This is a genomic window from Streptomyces sp. NPDC050161 (assembly GCF_044460025.1).
In the GTDB taxonomy this organism is placed as follows: domain Bacteria; phylum Actinomycetota; class Actinomycetes; order Streptomycetales; family Streptomycetaceae; genus Streptomyces.
The window spans coordinates 99,257-119,547 of record NZ_JBITJM010000009.1 but is presented as its reverse complement, the minus strand read 5'-3'; the positions used below and the strand labels follow the sequence as shown (position 1 = coordinate 119,547).

The following is a 20,291-nucleotide window of genomic DNA, read 5'->3' as shown; positions in this document are numbered from 1 at the left end:
CGGTGGCAGGCATGACGAGCACAGCGAACACGGCGGGTGACCTTCCCAGCAGGACGGGGACACCTGCGGCACACGACCGCAATGTCGCTCACGTCACGGGTGATCGGGCGATGAGCCGATACTTGCACACCAGGTCAGGTGGCCCGCAAGGGCTCTCGGCATTCCTGTCACCGTTGCTCCGCCATGTCCGGTATGGAGAGGGGGCGCTTTTCGATTGCGGCTGCCATCACGTCGGGAAACAGATCGGGGGTGCAGGCGAACGCCGGTGCTCCCAGGGCCGCGAGGGCCGCTGCGTGCTCACGGTCGTACGCCGGTGCGCCCTCGTCGGAGAGCGCGAGCAGCGACACGAACTGCACACCGGACGCCTTCATCGTGGCGACCCGCTTGAGCATCTCGGCGCGGATGCCGCCCTCGTAGAGGTCGCTGATGAGGACCACGACGGTTTCGGTGGGCCGGGTGATCCGGGACTGGCAGTAGGCGAGCGCGCGGTTGATGTCCGTGCCGCCGCCCAGTTGGGTGCCGAAGAGCACATCGACCGGGTCATCGATGCGGTCGGTCAGGTCGACCACCGCGGTGTCGAAGACGACCAGGCGGGTGTCGATGGCCCGCATCGAGGCCAGTACCGCGCCGAACACCGAGGCGTAGACGACGGATGCGGCCATCGACCCCGACTGGTCGATGCACAGCACCACTTCCTTCTTCACCGACTGCGCGGCCCTGCCGTAGCCGATCAGCCGCTCGGGCACGACCGTGCGGTATTCGGGAAGGTAGTTCTTGAGGTTCGCCCGGATCGTACGGTCCCAGTCGATGTCGCGGTGGCGCGGCCTGCTGATCCGCGCCGAACGGTCCAGCGCCCCGGTGAGGGTGGCGCGGGCCCGGCTCGCCAGCCGCTTCTCCAGTTGTTCCACGACCTTGCGGACGACGGCCCGCGCGGTCTCCTTGGTCGTCTCCGGCATCACCTTGTTGAGGGAGAGCAGGGTGCCGACCAGATGCACGTCCGCCTCCACCGCCTCCAGCATCTCCGGCTCCAGCAACAGCGTGTTCAGGCCGAGCCTGTCGATGGCGTCACGCTGCATGACCTGCACGACGGAGGCGGGGAAGTACGTACGGATGTCGCCGAGCCAGCGGGCGACATGGGGCGCCGATGCCCCCAGACCCGCCGTGCGGCGACCGCCGCCGTCCGCCCGCCGCCCGCCGTCCTGCCCGTAGAGCGCGGCGAGTGCACCGTCCATCGCCGCGTCCTGGCCCTGCAACACGCACCCGGTGCCGTCGGCTCCGGCCCCGCCGAGCACCATCCGCCAGCGCCGCAACCGCTCCGCCCCGTTCACGGCGGCGGCCTCTTCGTCGGCTCGGTGCGCTCCGTCCGCTCGGTCGGCTCCGTCCGCTCCGTCGGCCCCGTCCGCGGCACCGGCCGCCTGGGCGCGCGTCGTCATCCCGGCCGTCCCCGTCTTCCCCACCGTTTCCGCCATCCCCGTCGTTGCCGTCATCTCCCCGCCCCCACAGGTTCGTTGCTCCATCGTCCGGCGTCCGCGCTCTCCGCGCCGCCCGCCCCGCCCGCCTCGCCACCGCCGCGCTCCGGGCCCTCGCCCCGGCCCTCGCCCCGGCCCTCCTCCCGCTCACGTCCCCGGTCACGCACCCGGTCCTGCCCCCGGCCGGATCCGTCCCGGCCCGTTCCTAGCAGCAGGTGCAGGGTGGGCAGCACCGCGGCGGCACGGTCGCGGTCCAGGCCGGGGCCGAAGCCGGGTACCGGCACCTCGTCATCGGGTACGCCGCCCGCCGGTCGTGGCCCGTCCGCCACGGGACCGCGGCGGACGAGTTCGCCGAGCGTGCGGCGCACCCCTTCGTCGTAGTCGGCGAACGTCCGCCGCAGCAGCGGCAGTACGTCCGTGAAGGCGGCGTCGGGAACCCGGGTCAGCCAGCCGTCGACCAGCGCGAGCAGCCGCTCGTCGTGCACCAGCAGGATGCCGCCGCCGTCCCCGCCGCCGGCGAACCCCTCGATCCAGCCCGCCGCTACGGCGGGCTCGACACCCGGCGACAGCGCGAGCCCCATCAGCCGCTCGGCCCCGCCCTCCCCCAGCCGGCCGTCGTCCAGCAGCAGCCGCGCCGCCCGGCCCCGCAGCAGCCCCGGCAGGCTGTCCCGCTCCGCCACCGCCCGCAGCACCCGGGACCACCGGTCCCGCAGGCCGTCCCCCGGGACGGCGCCGTCACCGGGGCCGGCCTCCGCGGTATCCCCCGGCTGCCCCAGGAGCGCCACCGCCTGCTGGGTGGCGTCGAGATGACGGCGCATCGCCGCGGCGCCGTCCGCGTCGAGGCCCGCGCAGGCCGGCGGCAGCCCGACGAAGATCCGTTCGGCTAGGCCCGTCGCCACCTCGCGGAGCGCCGCGCCGTCCGTGCCGCGCACATCGCCGTAGCGGACGGACCGTACGAGGGCGGGCAGCGCCTGGGCCAGCCGGCCGACGTCCGTGTCCAGCGCGGCGCGGTCCGCCAGGGCGCGCATCACCTCGGGCAGCGCCTCCGGGAGGCCGGCGAGCAGGCAGTTCTCGGCGAGTACGGTCACGTCGGCGAGCGCGGTGGCGGCGCCGGCGTCGGACACCGCCTTCGCGGTGGCGGCGGAGAGCACGGTCGTGCCCCAGATGCCGGCCTCGGCGACGCGTACGGAGAGTTCCGGTTCCCAGCACAGCCGCCAGGTCTCCCGGAACGTCCCCGTGCTGCCGCGGGCGTGCACCGGCTCGCCCCAGGGGATGCCCAGCAGCCGCAGCCGGTGCAGCAGCCGGCTGCGCCCGGCATCCGTCTCCTTGCGCAGATCCAGCTCCACCTCTTTCTCCAGCGCCTCCGGTGCGAGCCGCAGCGTGCGCCGTACCCGGTCGATGTCGCGCTGGAGCGGGACCGCGGGTGCCTCGTCGGGCACCTCGCCCAGGGCGTCCCCCACGACCAGCCGGTCGTGGATCAGCGCGGACGGCGCGTCGGATCCCTCGCCCATCACGGCCCGGATCGCGTCCATGGTCTCGGCGAGCCCCGCCAACGGGCGTCCGCGCACCGTGGCGAGCCCTTCCGCCAGGCGTACCGCCTCGATGACGTGCGCCGGGGAGACCGCGTAGTCCTCGGCCCGCAGCAGCCCGGCGGCCCTGGTCATCCAGCGTTCCACGGGCCGGTCGGGGGCGCCGAAGAGGTGGCCGTACCAGCCAGGTGAGGCGATGCCGGCGCCGTATCCACTGCTCCGGGAGAGCCGTCGGTGCGTCCACGGCACCCAGGTCAGATCGGCCTTCACCTTGGGCAGGCCCTTCAGCAGCTGCCGGTCCGCCGTCACCGTGGTCCTGCGGGCCAGCGCCGGAACGTGCCAGGCGCCGCACACCACGGCGATGCCGTCCCCGAACTCCCTTCTGGCCGCCCGCAGTCGGATGCGCATATGGGCCTCGCGCACCGGATCCCGGTCGTGCCCGCCGTCGCCGTACGTCTCGCGCAGCGCACCCATCGCCTCGGCCAGCGCGGCGAACGGTGCCAGCGCGTCCGCGGCGGCCTGGCCGTCCGCGGCGCGGTGCTCGACGACGTCCTCCCACCAGCGCTCGGCGTCGTCGTAGCCCGCCGCTTCGGCCAGCGCACCGATCGGGTCGATGCGCAGCCCGGAGGGGGCAGGGTCCTCGGGCGTGGCACCGGCTGCCGGGCCGGCTGCGGGGTTCACATCTGTTACGGACTCCGGCCTGGTGACGGCCTCCGGCCCGGTGACGGGGCCGGACTCCTGCGCCGGGCCGTGCTCCCGCGCCTCATCGGGTTCCCGCGCCGCGTCGGGTTCCCGCACCGGTTCCGGTTCGGCCCAGGCCAGGGAGTGCGCCGCCGGCAGGTCGATGAAGCGGACTGGGACGTCGCGCTCCAGGGCCCAGCGCAGCGCCACCCACTCCGGGGAGAACTCGGCGAGCGGCCAGAAGGCGGCGCGGCCTGGATCGTCCCGCACATGGGCCAGCAGGGCGACCGGTGGCCGCATGTCCGGCCGGCCGGCCAGCGGAACCAGCGCGTCCGCCTCCGGCGGGCCCTCGATCAGCACCGCGTCGGGCGTGCACTGTTCCAGGGCGGCCCGCACCGCCCGAGCGGACCCGGGGCCGTGATGGCGCACCCCGAGCAGCACCGGCTCCGTCCCGTTCATGCGCTCACCTCACGGCAGGCGCGGTAGAAGTCCTTCCAGCCGTCGCGCTCGCGGACGACCGTCTCCACGTACTCCTGCCAGACGACGCGGTCGGCGGCCGGGGCGCGGACCACGGCACCCAGGATCCCGGCCGCCACGTCACCCGGGCGCAGCACGCCGTCCCCGAAGTGCGTGGCCAGCGCCAGGCCGTTGGTCACCACCGAGATGGCCTCGGCCGTGGAGAGCGTCCCGGAAGGCGACTTGACCTTGGTCCTTCCGTCGGCGGTGACGCCGCCGCGCAGCTCGCGGAAGACCGTGACGACCCGGCGGATCTCGTCCAGCCCCTCGGGCACCGCGGGCAGGCCGAGTGACCTGCCGATCTGCTCGACCCGGCGGGAGACGATGTCCACCTCGGCCTCCGGGGTCTGCGGCAGGGGCAGGACGACGGTGTTGAAGCGGCGGCGCAGCGCGCTGGAGAGTTCGTTGACGCCCCGGTCGCGGTCGTTGGCCGTGGCGATCAGGTTGAAGCCGCGCACCGCCTGCACCTCCTGTCCCAACTCCGGTATGGGCAGGGTCTTTTCCGACAGGACGGTGATGAGCGTGTCCTGGACGTCGGCCGGGATGCGGGTCAGCTCCTCGACCCGCGCGGTCATGCCCTGCGCCATCGCCCGCATGACCGGACTCGGCACCAGCGCCTCCCGGCTGGGTCCGTTCGCCAGCAGCTGCGCGTAGTTCCAGCCGTACCGGATCGCCTCCTCCGGGGTGCCCGCCGTGCCCTGCACGAGCAGGGTGGAGTCACCGCTGACCGCGGCGGCCAGATGCTCGGACACCCAGGTCTTGGCCGTGCCGGGCACGCCGAGCAGCAGCAGCGCACGGTCCGTCGCGAGGGTCGTCACCGCGACCTCGACGATCCGGCGCGGGCCGACGTACTTGGGTGTGATGACCGTGCCGTCCGCGAGGGTGCCGCCCAGCAGATACGTCGCCACCGCCCACGGCGAGAGCCGCCAGCGCTCCGGCCGCGGCCGGTCGTCGGCCGCCGCGAGGGCCGTCAGCTCCGCCGCGAACGTCTCCTCCGCGTGCGGTCGCAGCGGCTCGGCGCCGACCGCCTCACGCGCCTCGCCGTCCGCTGTCTGCACCGTGATTTCCGACATGGCTCCCCCTCATCGCAAGGTGTGCGTACGGCGCCTCGCATTCCGCCGTTCGCTTGCGGTTCCCACCCTGCACCACACCACTGACAACGCCCTCAAAAACCGCCCCTGACCTGCGAGTTCAATGATCGCGCCGGGCGATTGTCAGTGGTCGGCCTTAGCGTCGTGAGCATGAATTCGCAGGGGGATCGCTGGACGACGGATCAGGTGCTCGCGCTCGCGCCTGACGAGACTTCAAGCAGGGCCGGAGGCAAGCTCGCCGGGCCGGGACCGTGGTCGGACGCGGGCGCGGGCGACGGCGCGGTGTGGGGGCGGTGCAAGGGCAGCGGGAAGACGCCGTATCAAGCGGTGATCGACACCAAAGGCCCCGCCTTCAGCTGTAGTTGCCCCAGCCGGAAATTCCCGTGCAAGCACGCGCTGGGGCTGCTGCTGCTCTGGGCGGGCGGTGGGGACGCGGTGGCGGCGGGCGAGCCCCCGCAGTGGGCGGCGGAGTGGCTGGCCGCCCGGCGGCAGCGGGCCGACCGGGAGGCGGGCGGCGGCGCGCCATCGCGGGCGCCCGCCGACCCGGAGGCCGCCGCCCGCCGCGCCGAGCGGCGGACGCAGCGGATCCGCGCCGGAGCCACGGAACTGGAACAGCGCCTGGAGGATCTGCTGCACTCCGGGCTCGCCTCCGCGGACGGCGCCGGGCAGGACTCCTGGGAGGAGACCGCCGCCCGCATGGTGGACGCCCAGGCACCCGGACTGGCCGCCCGGGTACGCGAGTTGAGCTCCATCGCCGCGTCCGGACCCGACTGGCCCGCCAGGCTCCTGGAGGAGTGCGCCCTGCTACACCTCCTCGACCAGGGCTTCCTCGGCATCGATCACCTTCCGGCGCCGCTCGCCGCCACGGTGCGTACCCGCGTCGGCCTGACGACCGAGGCCGCCGACGTCCTGACCGGGCTGGACGCCACGCCGGTACGGGACCGCTGGCTGGTGCTGGCCCAACACGACAGCGACGACGGCAGGTTGACCACCCGCCGGATCTACCTGCGGGGCGACAGGACCGGCAGGATGGCCCTGTACCTCTCCCACGGCGGCGCCCATCGCCCCCTGGAGCCGGCCCTGCCGCCCGGCCTGGTGCTCGACGCGGAGCTGGCCTACTACCCGGGCGCACGCCCCCTGCGCGCCGCCCTGGGCAAGCGGCACGCCCCGGCGGCCCCCGGCCCGGTACCGCCCGGCTGCGGCATCGACGCCGCCCTGGCCGCCTACGGGGACGCGCTGCGCCACGACCCCTGGCTCGACTCCTGGCCCGTGGTCCTGGCGGACGTCACCCCGATCCCCGGCCTGGACGGCGCGGGCTGGCAACTGGCCGACGCGGACGGCGAGTCGGCGCTGCCTCTCGACCCACGGTGCCTCGACCGTCCGGGCCGGTGGCAGCTGGCCGCGATATCGGGCGGCGCCCCCGTGACGGTCTTCGGCGAATGCGGCCACCGCGGCTTCCTCCCGCTGACCGTCTGGGATCCGGCCCCGGTGTCGCTGTAGCACCACGGCCCGCCGCCCCGGTACGCCACACCACCCTGGAGGACCACCATGACCCCCACCACCCCCAACACCACCGGCGCGGCCCCGCCTTGGATCGTGCCTCCCTGGCCCGAGCTGGTGAGCGCCGCCCTACTGGGGGCCGAGCGCCGTACGCCGCCCGAGGCGGGGCGTGGCGGGCCGGCCGGGCTGCTGGACGCGGCGGCGCTGAGCACCGTCCGCCGCCGTGCCGCCCTGCGCCCCGCACCGGCAGGCGAGCGCCCCCGGCGGGCCCCCGACGACCCCAGGCCCCCGCTGCCGCAGGCCGCCCGCCGCCGTCTGGCGCTGCTGCTGGCCGACCGCGGCGGCAGCGGAAGCAGCCGCCGCGGCACCGCCCCCGACCTCACGGAACTGCTCCCCCAATGGCTCACGGCGGCCGGAGACCACGGCTACCGTGCCCCCGAGGCGCTGCTGCCCGCGCTGCTCGACACGGCCCGGGGCCGTACCGACCTGCGGCCCGCCGCGCTCGCGCTGGCGGGCCCGCGCGCCCGGTGGCTGGCGCGCCTCAACGACGACTGGAAGTTCGCACTGCGGGGCATCGGGGGCGGCCCCGGGACGGTCGGCACCGACCGTTCCGACGACCCGGAGGCCCTGCAACGCCTCTGGGACGAGGGCCTGTTCGGGGAACGGATCGCCGTCCTGGCGGCGCTGCGCCGACGCACTCCGGACGCGGGCCGGGAGCTGCTGTCCCGCAGCTGGCCGAGCGAGCGTGCCGAGGACCGGCTGATGTTCCTCGACTCGCTGCGCGAGGGCCTGTCCACGGCCGACGAGCCGTTCCTGGAGCAGGCGCTGTCCGACCGCAGCCGCAACGTCCGCGCCACGGCCGCCGAACTGCTGTCCGCGCTGCCCGGTTCGGCGCTCGCCACAAGGATGGCCGCCCGCGCCCGCAGCTGCGTCGCCCTGGACCGCACGGCCACCCCGCCGGCCCCCGGCACCACGGCCGCGCCATCCGATCCGGTGATCGTCGTCGAGGCGCCGTACGAGTGCGACGCGGGGATGCAGCGCGACGGCGTCGTGGCCAAGGCGCCGTCCGGGCGCGGCGAACGGTCGTGGTGGTTCGGGCAGTTGGTGGAGGCGGCGCCGCTGAGCGGGTGGGCCGAGCGGTTCGGGGGCCGGGAGCCGACGGCGATCACCGCCCTGCCGGTGGCCGACGGCTGGCGCACCGAGCTGCACGACGCCTGGTGCCGCGCGGCGGTGCGCCAGCGGGACGCCGCGTGGGCACGGGCGCTCCTGGGCACGCCCGCCGCCCCGCTCCAGGGCGCCGAATCCGCGGCGGGCGGCTCGTCGCGGGATCCGGCGAAGCTGCTGGCCGTGCTCCCGGAGGGCGAACGGGCGCAGTGGGTGGCGGAGTTCATCGCGGCGCACGGCCTGGCCGACGCGTTCCGGATGCTCGGCGTCTGCGCCGTGCCCTGGGCCGAACCGCTGGGCGGAGCGGTCGTCGACGCGCTGGACATCGCCCGGGACGCGGGCAGCTATCCGTGGAGCTTCAGCGGGGTGATGGGGCTGGCCGAGCGCTGCCTCGATCCGGCGGCAGCGGACCGGCTGGACATGCTCACGGCGGTCACGGACGAGCCGGAAGGCGCCTCACCCGGCTCCGTCGGCTACTGGTCCGAGGCGTTCCAGCGTCTGGTCGGCACCCTGCGTCTGCGCGCCACCATGCATGCCGAACTGGCCGCCCCCGCCCGGCTCGCAGCGTCGGGCGGAGCCGCCGGACCCTCCGGCTCCGACCACCCGCCGGGCACGGCCACCGGCACCGACGCGGCACACGACGCGACCGGTTAGCGGACCGATGAGGAGGCCGAAGGTGACCGTCCGGTGGCGGGCAGGGGCAGAGCCCGGCCGACGGGCGCCCGTTGGGCACCGGCGGCCGGTGCGGCGTGCCGGCCCGGTCTCACACCGCGAGCGAGCGGACGTTCGCGGTCACCCACTCGACGATCGATGTGGTCGTGGCGCCGGGGGTGAAGATCTCCGCGACCCCCTGCTCCTTCAGCGGGGCGATGTCCGCCTCGGGGATGATGCCGCCGCCGAAGACCTTGATGTCGTCCGCGTCGCGCGCCTTGAGCAGCTCGATGACCTTGGCGAAGAGCGTGTTGTGGGCGCCGGAGAGGATCGACAGGCCGATGGCGTCGGCGTCCTCCTGGATCGCCGTGTCGACGATCTGCTCCGGAGTCTGGTGCAGGCCGGTGTAGATGACCTCCATGCCGGCGTCCCGCAGCGCCCGCGCGATGACCTTGGCGCCCCGGTCGTGGCCGTCGAGCCCCGGCTTGGCCACCACGACACGGATCGGCCCCGTCGTGCCGGCCGTACCCTGCCCGCCCGCTTGAGTTCCGTCATGCCGCGCCACACCCATAACTGCCTCCAAGCCATGCACGGCACCCGTTGGGCGGTGCCGCCGAGCCGACAATCGATCGCGTGGCCGCCCGGTCCGGCGGCCACGAGTGAACGAACGTTATCGCCAGCATCCCGTACCCAGCCGTTTCGTGACATGCAGGGAGGGGGAAATCACACACGGGACACGTTCGCTACGCGCCGTGTTCCGCGGGACTTCACGCCAGGGCCGGGCGGCGGAGCCCCCGCGGGGCGGCGCAAGGGAAGCCGCAGCCGAGCCTCCACACCGTTCCGCCTCCGCGCCGCCGAGCCGCGCGGACGCACCACCGGGCACGCGCACCCGCCAGGGCACACGCACCACAGGCTCACCCTTCGCACACGGCTTCCCCCAAGGGCATCCAGGGGGCACGCAGCCTCCCCTGCCGTACGGGAGGTCGGCCATGGCCGCCACACCTTTCCCCTCCACACCGGACCTCCGCCACCTGATCCGTCCGCACGCCCTGTCACTGCGCAGCGCGCTGACCGAACTGCTGGTACTCGCCGGCCACCTGGCCCTCTACCCCACCGGCATCACCCAGGAGCACCCCACGCCCGCCACACCGGCACCCCACACCCCCGCTCCCCCGCCCGTTCTCCTCCTCCACGGCTTCATCGACAACCGCTCCGTCTTCGTCCTCCTGCGCCGCTCGCTGCGCCGCCAGGGCCCGCGGCACGTCGAGGCGCTCAACTACTCGCCGCTGACCTGCGATCTGCGCAAGGCGGCCGAGCTGCTGGGCCGGCACGTGGCGGAGCTCTGCGCACGGACCGGGCAGCCGCGGGTGGACATCGTGGGGCACAGCCTCGGCGGACTCATCGCCCGCTATTACGTGCAGCGGCTGGGCGGCGCCGCCCGTGTGCGCACCGTCGTCACCCTCGGCACCCCGCACTCCGGCACCCGCGTCGCGCCGCTGCTGTCGGCGCACCCCCTCGTACGCCAGTTGCGCCCGGATTCCACGGTGATCTCGGAGTTGGCGCTTCCGGCGCCGAATTGCCCGACCCATTTCGTTGCGTTTTGGAGTGATCAGGACCAGATCATGGTGCCGCCCGCCACCGCACGAATCGATCACCCGGATTTGATCGCGCACAACGTACAGATCTCCGGTGTCGGACATCTCGCGCTACCGGTCAATGCCTCGGTCGCTGCCGGAATACATGAGGTTTTGACCGTAAGGGAAGAGCCTGATCACGCCATGGACACCATTTCGGTGGCTTGAATCGGATGCCCGCCGGCGCGCAAAGGCATCTCGCCGACGACCCGTTGGCGGCTTATCGGCTGCCTTTCGGCGGCGTGATCCCGCGCTGACGTCGAACGAGCCTCGAACGCGACGCCAAGAGGAGGTGTGGCACCGCCGAAAGGCGGCCAAATGCCCGGCCCGGTCGAGCCGGAAACCCCTGCAAGATTGTCGCCGTCGTGTACCGCCGGGTACAGTCGCCGCTAATTCTCCTGCTGCCGAGGCGAAAGAGAAGCTGGTGGTGAACGACCGTCACCCGTCGGAGACTCCCCTTCCGACCGGTCCCGCTCCGGACGCCTCGTATGCGCACTATCCGGCCTACGACTCCTACGGGCAGCACACCGTTGCCGCGAACGGCTGCGCCGAATACGGCGGCGGCGACCCGCTTTTCGGCTCCCTCCCCGGTTCGTACGACACCGGTCAGTACGGCGCCGACCCCTACGCCACCGGCTCGTTCGGCACCACTCAGCACGGCACGGCCCAGGGAGCGGAGCCCTACGGGTCCGACGGCACCGGCGGTTACCCGGCGGGCGGCTACCCGCCGGGCGGGTACGACACCGGCTCCTTCGACACCGGCTCCTTCCGGACCGCGTCCTACGACACCGGGACGTACGGCACGGGCACCTTCGCCACGGGCACGTACGGAGCCGACGCCTACGGCCACGACTCGGCAGGCGCGCAGCCGGACGCTTCCGGCTACGACCCGTACGCCCACACCGCCTATGAGGCACCGGGCTACGACACCCACGGCTACGCGGCGCCGGGCTACCACCCCAACGGCCAGGACACCGGCGGCTATCAGACCGCCGCCCCCGCGGCATACGGCACCGGGACGTACGACACGGGCGCCTACGACACCACCGCCTTCGACGACGGCCTCGGCACCGGCGGGTACGGCACGCCCGGCGAGGACGAGCCCCGGTACGACCACGGCACCGCCCACGGAACCGGCGCGTACGGGACCGGCGGGTACGAAGCCACCGCCGTCCAGGAGGCCATCGGCCACGACGCCACCGCGGTGTGGCCGACGGTGGACCAGGCGCCGACCGCGACCATCCCTGCCCAGGCGGGCCCGCCGCGCGACGACTCCGGACCGCCCGCGCCCGCCGGGCGCCCGCGCGGTGGATCGGCCGCGATGGCCGAGGCGTTGACCCAGGCCACCCCGGTCGTCACGGCAGTCACGGCCGACGCCCCGGAGGGCCCCAAGGCCGTCCGCGGCCGGGGCCGCCGCCGCACGGCCAAGCGGTCGGCGCTGCTGACCGTCGCCGTACCGTCGGTCGCCGCGATGGGTGTCTGCGCCGTCGCCGCTGCGGCCGTCGGCGGGTTCGGCGGGGAGGAGAAGGACGAGGCGGCCAGCCAGGGCGCGCCGGACACGGGCGGCGTCAAACCGTCCGCGGCGAACAACAAGCTCGACACCCAGCTCGCCGGACTCAGCGCGGGCGCCGACGACTTCGCCGACCGGGCGAGCCGCACCCAGGAGCGGATCGACCTCAAGGAGCGGCAGGCCGCCGAGAAGGAACGCAAGGAGAAGGAAGCGGCCCGCAAGGAGGCCGAACGCCCGAAGTTCCTGCTCCCGGTCAAGCAGCACGGGCTGAGCGCCCTCTACGGCCAGGCCGGCGTCAACTGGATGTCCGTGCACACCGGCATCGACTTCCCGGTCGGCTACGGCACTCCCGTGATGGCCGCGACCGACGGCACCGTGCGCACCCAGTGGAACTCCGCGTACGGCAACATGGCGATCGTGACGGCGCCCGACGGCACCGAGACGTGGTACTGCCACCTCAGCAGCACCAAGGTCCGCTCCGGGTCGGTCAAGGCCGGCGATCAGATCGCGTACTCCGGCAGCTCCGGCAACTCCACCGGGCCGCACATGCACTTCGAGGTGCGGCCCGGGGGCGGCTCACCGATCGACCCGCTGCCCTGGCTGCACAGCCACGGCCTCAACCCGAACTGACCGGCCGCCCCGAACCGACCGGCCCCGCCCGGCCCGGCGCCCTGCAACAGCGGCGGGCCGGCACAAGCCTCAGAGCTTCTGCACCGGCGCGTACCGCAGCAGCAGCCGCTTCGGCTTCTCGCCGCCGAAGTCGATCGTCGCCTCGGCGTTGTCGCCACTGCCCTTGACTCCCACGACCGTGCCGAGGCCGAAGCTGTCGTGGGTGACGCGGTCGCCGACGGCCAGCGCGACGACCTGCCGGTCGGACGAGCGCCGGGTCGCGAAACCGCTCGGCCCCTTGGCGCGCGACGACGAGAAGCCGGAGCCCGTTCCGCCGCCGGAACCGAAGCCGCCCGATGACAGCCCGCCCATCGAGGCGGACGGCGTCGCGGGCCCGGTGCGCTTCCAGTCGACGTACGCCTCCGGGATCTCCTCCAGGAACCGCGAGGGCGGGTTGTACGAGGGCTGGCCCCAGGCGCTGCGCATCGTCGAGCGGGTGAGGTAGAGCCGTTCGCGGGCGCGGGTGATGCCGACGTACGCCAGCCGGCGCTCCTCCTCCAGCTCCTTGGTCTGGCCCAGCGAGCGCATGTGCGGGAAGACGCCGTCCTCCATGCCGGTCAGGAAGACGACGGGGAACTCCAGGCCCTTGGCGGTGTGCAGGGTCATCAGGGTGATGACGCCGCTGCCGTCCTCCTCCTCGTCGGGGATCTGGTCGGAGTCGGCGACCAGCGCGACCTGCTCCAGGAAGTCGGCGAGGGCGCCCGGATTCTCCTCGCCGCGGTCCTGCTCGAACTCCAGGGCCACCGCGGCGAGTTCCTGGAGGTTCTCGATCCGGGTCTCGTCCTGCGGATCGGTGGAGGTCTGGAGTTCGGCGAGGTAGCCGGTGCGTTCCAGGACCGCCTCCAGGACGGTGGCCGGTCCTGCGCCGGATTCGACGATCGTGCGCAGCTCTTCCATCAGCGTGTTGAAGCGCCGGACGGCGTTGGCCGAGCGGGCGGCCATGCCGTACGCCTCGTCGACCCGGCGCAGGGCCTGCGGGAAGCTGATCTTCTCGCGGAGCGACAGGGCGTCGATCATCGCCTCGGCGCGGTCGCCGATGCCGCGCTTGGGGACGTTGAGGATCCGGCGCAGCGGGACGGTGTCCTCGGGGTTGGAGAGGACGCGCAGGTACGCGAGGACGTCGCGGACCTCCTTGCGCTCGTAGAAGCGGACGCCGCCGACGACCTTGTAGGGCAGCCCGACCCGGATGAGGATCTCTTCGAAGACACGGGACTGGGCGTTGGTGCGGTAGAAGACGGCGACGTCGCCCGCCCTGGCGTCGCCCGCGTCCGTCAGCCGGTCGATCTCGTCGGCGACGAACTGCGCCTCGTCGTGCTCGGTGTCGGCGACGTAACCGGTGATCCGGGGGCCCTCGCCCGCCTGTGTCCAGAGGTTCTTGGGGCGGCGGTTCTCGTTGCGTTCGATGACGGCGTTGGCGGCGCTGAGGATCGTCTGCGTGGAGCGGTAGTTCTGCTCCAGGAGGATCGTCGTGGCGTTGGGGTAGTCCTCCTCGAACTGGAGGATGTTGCGGATCGTGGCGCCGCGGAAGGCGTAGATCGACTGGTCGGCGTCGCCGACGACGCACAGCTCGGCGGCGGACTCGGGCGGGCCGACCAGCTCGCGCACGAGGGTGTACTGCGCGTGGTTGGTGTCCTGGTACTCGTCGACCATGACGTGCCGGAAGCGGCGGCGGTAGTGGGCGGCGACGTCGGGGAACGCCTGGAGGAGGTTGACGGTCGTCATGATGATGTCGTCGAAGTCCAGGGCGTTGGCCTCGCGCAGCCGCGCCTGGTACATCGCGTACGCCTCGGCCAGGGTCTTCTCGAATCCGTCGGCAGCCGTCCCCGCGAAGGTCTCCTCATCGATGAGCTCGTTCTTGAGGTTGGAGACCTTGGCGCTGAAGGACTTGGGCGGGAAGCGCTTGGGGTCGAGGTCCAGATCGCGGCAGACCAGGGCCATCAGGCGCTTCGAGTCGGCGGCGTCGTAGATCGAGAACGACGAGGTGAAGCCGAGCTGCTTGGACTCCCGGCGCAGGATGCGGACGCAGGCGCTGTGGAAGGTGGAGACCCACATGGCGTTCGCCCGCGGGCCGACCAGCTCTTCGACGCGCTCCTTCATCTCGCCCGCGGCCTTGTTGGTGAAGGTGATCGCGAGGATCTCGCCGGGGTGCACGCCGCGCGCGCCGAGCAGATGCGCGATGCGGTGGGTGAGCACCCGGGTCTTGCCGGATCCGGCGCCCGCGACGATCAGCAGCGGGCTGCCGGTGTGCACCACGGCCGCCTTCTGGGCGTCGTTGAGCCCCTCCAGGAGGGCGGCCGGATCGACCGCGGGGCGGGCGGCGCCGTCGCGGTAGTACGCCTCCCGGGGCACGGGGGCGTCGAACTTCCCGTCGAAGAGGTCGTGCGGAACCTCCTCCGGGGCCGGGCCGTGCTCGTCCTCGGGAGGGGGCGGGGGGTGCTCGCCCTTCGGGCCGAGATCCGCCAGGAAGCTGTCGTCAAAGAGGCTGCTCATCGCCCACCGAGTCTAGGCGGCCCCACTGACATCCGGTCCCGAAGTCCGGGAACGGCCGCACGGGAAGCGTCCCGGCCGTGCAGAATCCGTTTCGGAGACGTGGAGCCGTCTTCACAGGAGCCGCCCCGAGGCTTCCCCGCACTGCCCGAAACCGACATCCAACGCAATCACCGTCACCTCACCTTCAGGTCACGAAAAGGTTTCGGGCAATTCGAACATCAGCCTTCACAGGAGCCACACGAGTTGGCTACCGTGCTCGCTCGGGCAGCCCGCATCCCCGCGTACGACAGCGTGCGCACGGGTCGCCTCCGCCGAGTCCGGCCCTGCCCCTGGGCACCCGGAGCCGGGGACCCACCAGCACCACCGGGGTGAATCGATCGGTACGGCCGCCGCGCGCGGGCGTACGGACCGTAGGGCAAGCCTTCCGTCTGCGACACCGCCCGAACCCGACAGCTAACCCGGTAGGCGGTCCACGGAAGGAGTCGCCGGCCTTGGCGTCGCATCGCAAGCCGCGCACCCGCGTCCTCGCCTCACCCGGAAGCCGCCGCACGGCGGTCGGGATCACCACCGCAGCACTCGCCTCGGTCACACTGCTGTCGCAGTCCGCCGAAGCGGCCCCCAGAAGCCCCCGGCCGACCGTCGAAGACGTCAAGAAGAACGTCGACGACCTCTACCGCCAGGCCGAGGTGGCGACCCAGAAGTACAACGCCGCCAAGGAGCGCGCCGAGCAGCGGCGCGAGAAGGTGGCCGAACTCCAGGACTCCGCGGCGAAGCGCACCGACAAGCTCAACGCGTCCCGGCGGGAGCTGGGCACCTACGCCTCCGCGCAGTACCGCACCGGAGGCATGAGCCCGACCGCGCAGCTGATACTCGCCAAGGACCCGCAGCAGTTCGCCGACCGCAGCCACCTCATGGAGCGGCTGACCGGGCGTCAGCAGCAGGCGGTCGCCGACTACCAGGAGCAGCAGGCGGCGGCAGCGCACGAACGCGCCGAGGCCGTCCACAGCCTGGAACGGCTCCAGGAGTCCCAGACCTCCCTCCAGGAGTCCAAGCGGACGGTGCAGGGCAAGCTGACCGAGGCCCGGCAGCTGCTGTCCCGGCTGACCGCCCAGGAGAAGGCGCGGCTGGCCGAGCTGGAGCGCAAGAAGGAGGAAGCCGCCAAGCGCAAGGCCGACGACATGGCGCGCCGGCAGGCCGAGAAGGAACGCCAGGAGCACGGGGGCGACCGCGGGGGCGACGGCGGGTCCGGTGGCGGCTCGACGGACGGTTCGGGCGGCTCGGACGGTTCGGGCGGCGGGTCCGACGACGGCACGTCCCTCACAAAGGCCAAGAAGGCGCTCGCCTTCGCCCGCGCCCAGATGGGCAAGCCGTACGTCTGGGGCGCGACGGGCCCCAACTCCTACGACTGCTCCGGCCTGACGCAGGCGGCCTGGAAGGCGGCCGGGGTGAACCTGCCGCGTACGACGTGGGATCAGGTGAAGACCGGCGAGCGGGTGGCCACCAAGGACCTGCAACCGGGCGACCTGGTGTTCTTCTTCAAGGACATCAGCCACGTCGGGATGTACATAGGCGACGGCAAGATGATCCACGCCCCGAAGCCGGGCGCCAGCGTGCGGGTGGAGTCGATCTACTACATGCCGATCTACGGGAGCATCCGCCCGGCGTAGGTCGCGTCGGGCCCGCTCCCCCGCGACACCTCAGGAACCACCCGCAGCACCCCACGCACCACCCCCCACAGCACGGAACCGCGCGGCCCTCGGGCGGTCGGACGGCCGGAACGGCTGACGACGCGAGGGCCGCGCGGTTCACCGTGCGGCATACGGGGCGCAGCGGCCCCGGCGGGCTCAGGTCCAGAGCACCGCGATGAAGATGTTGACCATCGTGAGCAGGCCGACGGCGCCGAAGAGCGGCTTGGCGACCTTCTCCTCGTCACGCTTGACGTAGACCAGGCCCAGGATCACCACCAGGACGGCCAGCTTGATGCCGATCTTGATGTTGTCGACCGGGCTGCCCTGGGCCTGGTTCAGGCCGACCAGCACGATGCCGGTGACGAGCATCGTCAGCGCGCCGTGCAGCATGGCGGGCACGAAGCGGGCCGTGCCCGCGCTCATCGCCTTCATCTGGGTCAGAAAGCCGCCCAGGAGGGAGGCGATACCGATGATGTGCAGGCCGACGAAGATGTTGATGACTACGTCCATGGTGCTGGATCGTAGCCCTCCCAAACCACGACCCTTCGGGCAGGGCGCCCCGCCGTCACATGCCGCCGTGTGCTCCCCCGACCGCAGAACGCGGCCCGGCGACGGCAGCCTTCAAGGCTCTACCTGGCGCCCGTGCCCACCCGGAAAATACAGCTGAAGTCGATCATGGATGCGGCCTACGCTCGGCCCATGGCCCCCGCCACGGACTCCTCCCCGGCCCCCTCGCCCGCCTCGCCGTCCGAACTCGCGCGGATCGTCGGCGTCTGGGCCGACGGCTGGGCACGGGCCCGGCGGACCGCCGCGCCGTCGGCGGTGCCCGGCGGCTTCCGGATCGAGGTCGGACGGCCGCACCACATCGCCCGCTACGTCCTGCCGACGGCCGACCCCGACGTGCTGGGCGAGTTGGTCCGCCGCATCGACGTGCCCGGCCTGTGGCTCAAGATCTGCGCACCGCGCGAGCGGGTCGAGCCGCTGCTGCCTGACGGCTGGCAGCTCAGCGAGCCCCAGTACCTGATGACGACCAGGCTGGGACCGCCCGGTAACCCCGCGCCGCCGCCCGGCTACCGCCTCGCCGTCCACCACGACGCGGACCGTGGCCTGATCGAGGCCCGGGTCCTGGACGGTACGTCCGCAGCGGCTCCCGCGGCTCCCGCGGCCCGTACGGGAAGCCCGGATCCGGACCCGGAGACGGCCCCGGAGGCAGACCCGGATCCGGACCCGGAAATCTTCCCGGCAGGCGGTCTTGCCGCGCTCACCGACGGGGCGCCCGGTGCCCTGCCCGGACCGCGGTCGGTCGTCTTCGACATGATCGGCACGGCGGCCGGGCACCGCCGCAGAGGGCTGGGCCGACTGGTGATGGCGGCGCTCGCCGGCCGCGCGGCCACGGCGGGCGCCACGCAGGGTGTGCTGGTCGCCAGCCCCGAAGGCCGTGCCCTCTATGAGGCCCTGGGCTGGCAGGTGCGCGCGCCGGTCACGGCGGCGGTCCGCCCGCGGTGAAACGAGGGCCGGGCCGTCGCCCCCGCCTCACGCAGTGACGTGTTGCGACAGCCAGCGGAAGATCTCGGGCACCTGCTCCCGCCAGACCACGCTCGTGTGGCCACCGGCGTCCGAGGGGATCTGCCGCACGGTCACCGATGTCGGCGGCTGCGCCAGCTGCCGCAGTCCGAGGCCCGCCTGGTACCCGTCGCCCGAGGCGCCGGAGACGTACAGCGCGGTGCGCGGCGGCTTTCCGGCCGCGTTGGCCGACTTCAGGATGTGCAGCGGGTTCGACTCGATGCGCAGCTTCGGGTCCTTGCCCGCGAGTGAACTGTGCTCGCTCGCCGGGTCGTTGTAGCCGGACATGGCGATCCCCGCGTGGTAGCGGTCCGGGTGCGACAGGGCGAGCTTGGCTGCGCAGTGGGCGCCCGCCGAGTAGCCGGCCAGGGCCCAGGATCGGGCGTGGTCGGATGCCCGGAAGGTGTCGATGACCATCTGGCGCACGTCGACGGTCAGCCAGCTGTCGGCGTTGACCTTCCCCGGGATGTTGACGCACCCGGTGTCGGAGCCGGTGACGAGGTTGGTGCGCGGGGCGACCAGGATGAACGGCTTGACCTCGCCGTTCAGCATCATCGGGCGGAGCTGCTCGTCGGCGTTCAGGGAGCCGAACCAGGCTTTCGCCGATCCGGGGTAGCCGGGCAGCACCTCGACGACCGGGAACTTCGTGTTCCGGTAGGCGGGGTCGTGGTACTGCGGCGGCAGCCAGACGTACACCTCGCCGCTGACCCCGGAGATCCGGCCCTTGAGGTCGGTCATCTGGACCTCGGGGCCCAGCTTCGGGTCGTCGGCCGGACGGAACGGCTGGACCTGGCGGGGCTCGTTCTTGATCTGCCGGCCGCCCAGCCCGTCGGGGCCGAGGTCCTGGGCTGCCTGCACGTGGCTGCCGGTGCCCAGCAGGTCGTCCCAGGTGTCGTAGAGGTTGTTCGCGTTGTTGACCAGGACGAAGACCAGGGTGATGGCCGTGACCTGGGCGAACAGCAGCATGACCAGGCGGAGGGCGCCGCGCGCCAGGCGCGGCCCCGGTATCCGTCCCCACAGTGCCAGCGGCAGCGCGACGGCGATCAGCAGCAGCACGATCGAGGTGAGAAAGAAGGGCGTGCCCGTCAGGCTCATCGGGATCTCGCTTCCAGGACATGTACGCGGCGACGGGGGCGTGGTTCCGGCCCCGGTGTCGGCAGCGGGCCTCTCCGCGCCATTAGATGGCGATCCGCGACGTCCTGGTTGCCCCTCTTCGAGCCCTTCTTTCCCGTGGGATGAGTGATCTCCGCCGCACTCAGCGGTCCGGGCCCGCGGGCCGGGACGTCATCCCGGACGCGGCCCGGCCGGTGAGGAGCCTCAGACCAGGCGGCGGGCGGTGGCCCACCGGGTGAGTTCGTGCCGGTTGGAGAGCTGGAGCTTGCGCAGCACCGCGGAGACGTGGGACTCGACGGTCTTCACGGAGATGAAGAGCTGCTTGGCGATCTCCTTGTAGGCGTAGCCACGGGCGATCAGGCGCAGCACCTCGCGCTCGCGCTGGGTGAGGCGGTCCATGTCCTCGTCGACGGGCGGGGCGTCCGTGGAGGCGAAGGCGTCGAGGACGAAGCCGGCCAGCCGCGGGGAGAAGACCGCGTCGCCGTCGGAGACCCGGAAGACCGCGTCGACCAGGTCCTTGCCGGTGATGGTCTTGGTGACGTAGCCGCGGGCCCCGCCGCGGATGACGCCGATGACGTCCTCGGCCGCGTCGGAGACCGAGAGGGCAAGGAAGCGGACCGGGCGGTCGGCGTCGGCCATCATGGCAGCACTGCGGCGCAGCACCTCGACGCCGCCGCCACCGGGGAGGTGCACGTCCAGGAGGACCACCTCGGGGCGGGTGGCGGTGATGACCGTGACGGCCTGGTCGACGTCGGCGGCCTCGCCGACGACCTCGACGCCGGTGCGGTCGGTCTCGCCGATCTCGGCCTGCACGCCCGTACGGAACATCCGGTGGTCGTCGACCAGGACGACCCGCACGGTCCGGCCGTCGGCCACCCCGCCACCGGCCGGCTCGCCGAGGGCCGCGGGCCCTGCCGCCTCGCCCTGGGGAGCGCCGTCGCTGTTCGCGGCCTGCTGTGCGCCGTCGCTGTTCATCTCGTCCGTCCGTCCATCGGGGTCTGCCTCGTCATCATCGCGCGGCGC

14 protein-coding genes and 1 riboswitch are annotated in these 20,291 nt (G+C 73.0%); of the genes, 6 read left to right on the top strand and 8 right to left on the bottom strand.

What is annotated here, in order from left to right; all coding sequences use genetic code 11:
* Positions 1-167: 167 nt before the first annotated feature.
* The 3 genes from ACIBK8_RS17415 to ACIBK8_RS17405 all read right to left on the bottom strand — a co-directional run bounded on the left by ACIBK8_RS17415 (position 168) and on the right by ACIBK8_RS17405 (position 5,268).
* Positions 168-1,295, bottom strand: a complete 1,128-nt coding sequence (locus ACIBK8_RS17415) for a VWA domain-containing protein (protein WP_399042835.1) — start codon at positions 1,293-1,295, stop codon at positions 168-170.
* Positions 1,296-1,483: 188 nt separating this feature from the next.
* The gene (locus tag ACIBK8_RS17410) at positions 1,484-4,138 is read right to left on the bottom strand and encodes a DUF5682 family protein (RefSeq protein WP_399042698.1); all 2,655 of its coding nucleotides are present in this window, start codon (positions 4,136-4,138) and stop codon (positions 1,484-1,486) included.
* Entirely contained in the window at positions 4,135-5,268 is a 1,134-nt protein-coding gene (locus ACIBK8_RS17405) for an AAA family ATPase (protein ID WP_399042697.1), read from the bottom strand. Before ACIBK8_RS17405 ends, ACIBK8_RS17410 begins: the two co-directional genes overlap by 4 nt.
* Positions 5,269-5,436: 168 nt before the next feature.
* Between ACIBK8_RS17405 and ACIBK8_RS17400 the strand changes: the two genes are divergently transcribed.
* On the top strand, positions 5,437-6,786 hold the full coding sequence (locus ACIBK8_RS17400) for an SWIM zinc finger family protein (protein WP_399042696.1): 1,350 nt from the start codon (positions 5,437-5,439) through the stop codon (positions 6,784-6,786).
* A gap of 48 nt (positions 6,787-6,834) precedes the next feature.
* Positions 6,835-8,604 (top strand): DUF5691 domain-containing protein, encoded by a 1,770-nt coding sequence (locus tag ACIBK8_RS17395; protein WP_399042695.1) that lies wholly within the window; start codon positions 6,835-6,837, stop codon positions 8,602-8,604.
* 109 nt (positions 8,605-8,713) lie between these two features.
* On the opposite strand, the gene ACIBK8_RS17390 is transcribed toward ACIBK8_RS17395, so the two are convergent.
* Positions 8,714-9,172: a cobalamin B12-binding domain-containing protein gene (locus tag ACIBK8_RS17390; RefSeq protein WP_393687437.1), complete on the bottom strand. Its 459-nt coding sequence runs from the start codon at positions 9,170-9,172 to the stop codon at positions 8,714-8,716.
* Between the two features lie 418 nt (positions 9,173-9,590).
* Here ACIBK8_RS17390 and ACIBK8_RS17385 point away from each other — a divergent pair, with 418 nt between their 5' ends.
* Positions 9,591-10,403, top strand: coding sequence for an esterase/lipase family protein (locus tag ACIBK8_RS17385; RefSeq protein ID WP_399042694.1), 813 nt, complete (start codon positions 9,591-9,593; stop codon positions 10,401-10,403).
* 259 nt (positions 10,404-10,662) lie between these two features.
* On the top strand, positions 10,663-12,375 hold the full coding sequence (locus tag ACIBK8_RS17380; RefSeq protein WP_399042833.1) for a peptidoglycan DD-metalloendopeptidase family protein: 1,713 nt from the start codon (positions 10,663-10,665) through the stop codon (positions 12,373-12,375).
* A gap of 69 nt (positions 12,376-12,444) precedes the next feature.
* Here the strand turns inward: ACIBK8_RS17380 and pcrA are convergent, their stop codons facing one another.
* Entirely contained in the window at positions 12,445-14,904 is a 2,460-nt protein-coding gene (pcrA, locus tag ACIBK8_RS17375; RefSeq protein WP_399042693.1) for a DNA helicase PcrA, read from the bottom strand.
* A gap of 299 nt (positions 14,905-15,203) precedes the next feature.
* Positions 15,204-15,388: riboswitch (cyclic di-AMP (ydaO/yuaA leader) on the top strand.
* Between the two features lie 7 nt (positions 15,389-15,395).
* On the opposite strand from pcrA, the gene ACIBK8_RS17370 reads away from it, so the two are divergent.
* The gene (locus ACIBK8_RS17370; protein ID WP_399042692.1) at positions 15,396-16,571 is read left to right on the top strand and encodes an NlpC/P60 family protein; all 1,176 of its coding nucleotides are present in this window, start codon (positions 15,396-15,398) and stop codon (positions 16,569-16,571) included.
* A gap of 177 nt (positions 16,572-16,748) precedes the next feature.
* On the opposite strand, the gene ACIBK8_RS17365 is transcribed toward ACIBK8_RS17370, so the two are convergent.
* Positions 16,749-17,102 (bottom strand): hypothetical protein, encoded by a 354-nt coding sequence (locus ACIBK8_RS17365; RefSeq protein WP_393687441.1) that lies wholly within the window; start codon positions 17,100-17,102, stop codon positions 16,749-16,751.
* 189 nt (positions 17,103-17,291) lie between these two features.
* Here ACIBK8_RS17365 and ACIBK8_RS17360 point away from each other — a divergent pair, with 189 nt between their 5' ends.
* On the top strand, positions 17,292-18,098 hold the full coding sequence (locus tag ACIBK8_RS17360) for a GNAT family N-acetyltransferase (protein ID WP_399042691.1): 807 nt from the start codon (positions 17,292-17,294) through the stop codon (positions 18,096-18,098).
* Positions 18,099-18,125: 27 nt separating this feature from the next.
* Here the strand turns inward: ACIBK8_RS17360 and ACIBK8_RS17355 are convergent, their stop codons facing one another.
* Both ACIBK8_RS17355 and ACIBK8_RS17350 read right to left on the bottom strand, forming a co-directional pair.
* Positions 18,126-19,250, bottom strand: a complete 1,125-nt coding sequence (locus tag ACIBK8_RS17355) for an alpha/beta hydrolase-fold protein (protein WP_399042690.1) — start codon at positions 19,248-19,250, stop codon at positions 18,126-18,128.
* A gap of 222 nt (positions 19,251-19,472) precedes the next feature.
* Entirely contained in the window at positions 19,473-20,243 is a 771-nt protein-coding gene (locus tag ACIBK8_RS17350; RefSeq protein ID WP_399042689.1) for a LuxR C-terminal-related transcriptional regulator, read from the bottom strand.
* Positions 20,244-20,291 lie beyond the last annotated feature (48 nt).

Coding starts and splice junctions, on each gene's coding strand:
- ACIBK8_RS17415 (WP_399042835.1), bottom strand. CDS start 1,295: ATGGTGCTCGGCGGGGCCGGAGCCGACGGCACCGGGTGCGTGTTGCAG.
- ACIBK8_RS17410 (WP_399042698.1), bottom strand. CDS start 4,138: ATGAACGGGACGGAGCCGGTGCTGCTCGGGGTGCGCCATCACGGCCCC.
- ACIBK8_RS17405 (WP_399042697.1), bottom strand. CDS start 5,268: ATGTCGGAAATCACGGTGCAGACAGCGGACGGCGAGGCGCGTGAGGCG.
- ACIBK8_RS17400 (WP_399042696.1), top strand. CDS start 5,437: ATGAATTCGCAGGGGGATCGCTGGACGACGGATCAGGTGCTCGCGCTC.
- ACIBK8_RS17395 (WP_399042695.1), top strand. CDS start 6,835: ATGACCCCCACCACCCCCAACACCACCGGCGCGGCCCCGCCTTGGATC.
- ACIBK8_RS17390 (WP_393687437.1), bottom strand. CDS start 9,172: ATGGGTGTGGCGCGGCATGACGGAACTCAAGCGGGCGGGCAGGGTACG.
- ACIBK8_RS17385 (WP_399042694.1), top strand. CDS start 9,591: ATGGCCGCCACACCTTTCCCCTCCACACCGGACCTCCGCCACCTGATC.
- pcrA (WP_399042693.1), bottom strand. CDS start 14,904: ATGAGCAGCCTCTTTGACGACAGCTTCCTGGCGGATCTCGGCCCGAAG.
- ACIBK8_RS17365 (WP_393687441.1), bottom strand. CDS start 17,102: ATGGACGTAGTCATCAACATCTTCGTCGGCCTGCACATCATCGGTATC.
- ACIBK8_RS17360 (WP_399042691.1), top strand. CDS start 17,292: ATGGCCCCCGCCACGGACTCCTCCCCGGCCCCCTCGCCCGCCTCGCCG.
- ACIBK8_RS17355 (WP_399042690.1), bottom strand. CDS start 19,250: ATGAGCCTGACGGGCACGCCCTTCTTTCTCACCTCGATCGTGCTGCTG.
- ACIBK8_RS17350 (WP_399042689.1), bottom strand. CDS start 20,243: ATGAACAGCGACGGCGCACAGCAGGCCGCGAACAGCGACGGCGCTCCC.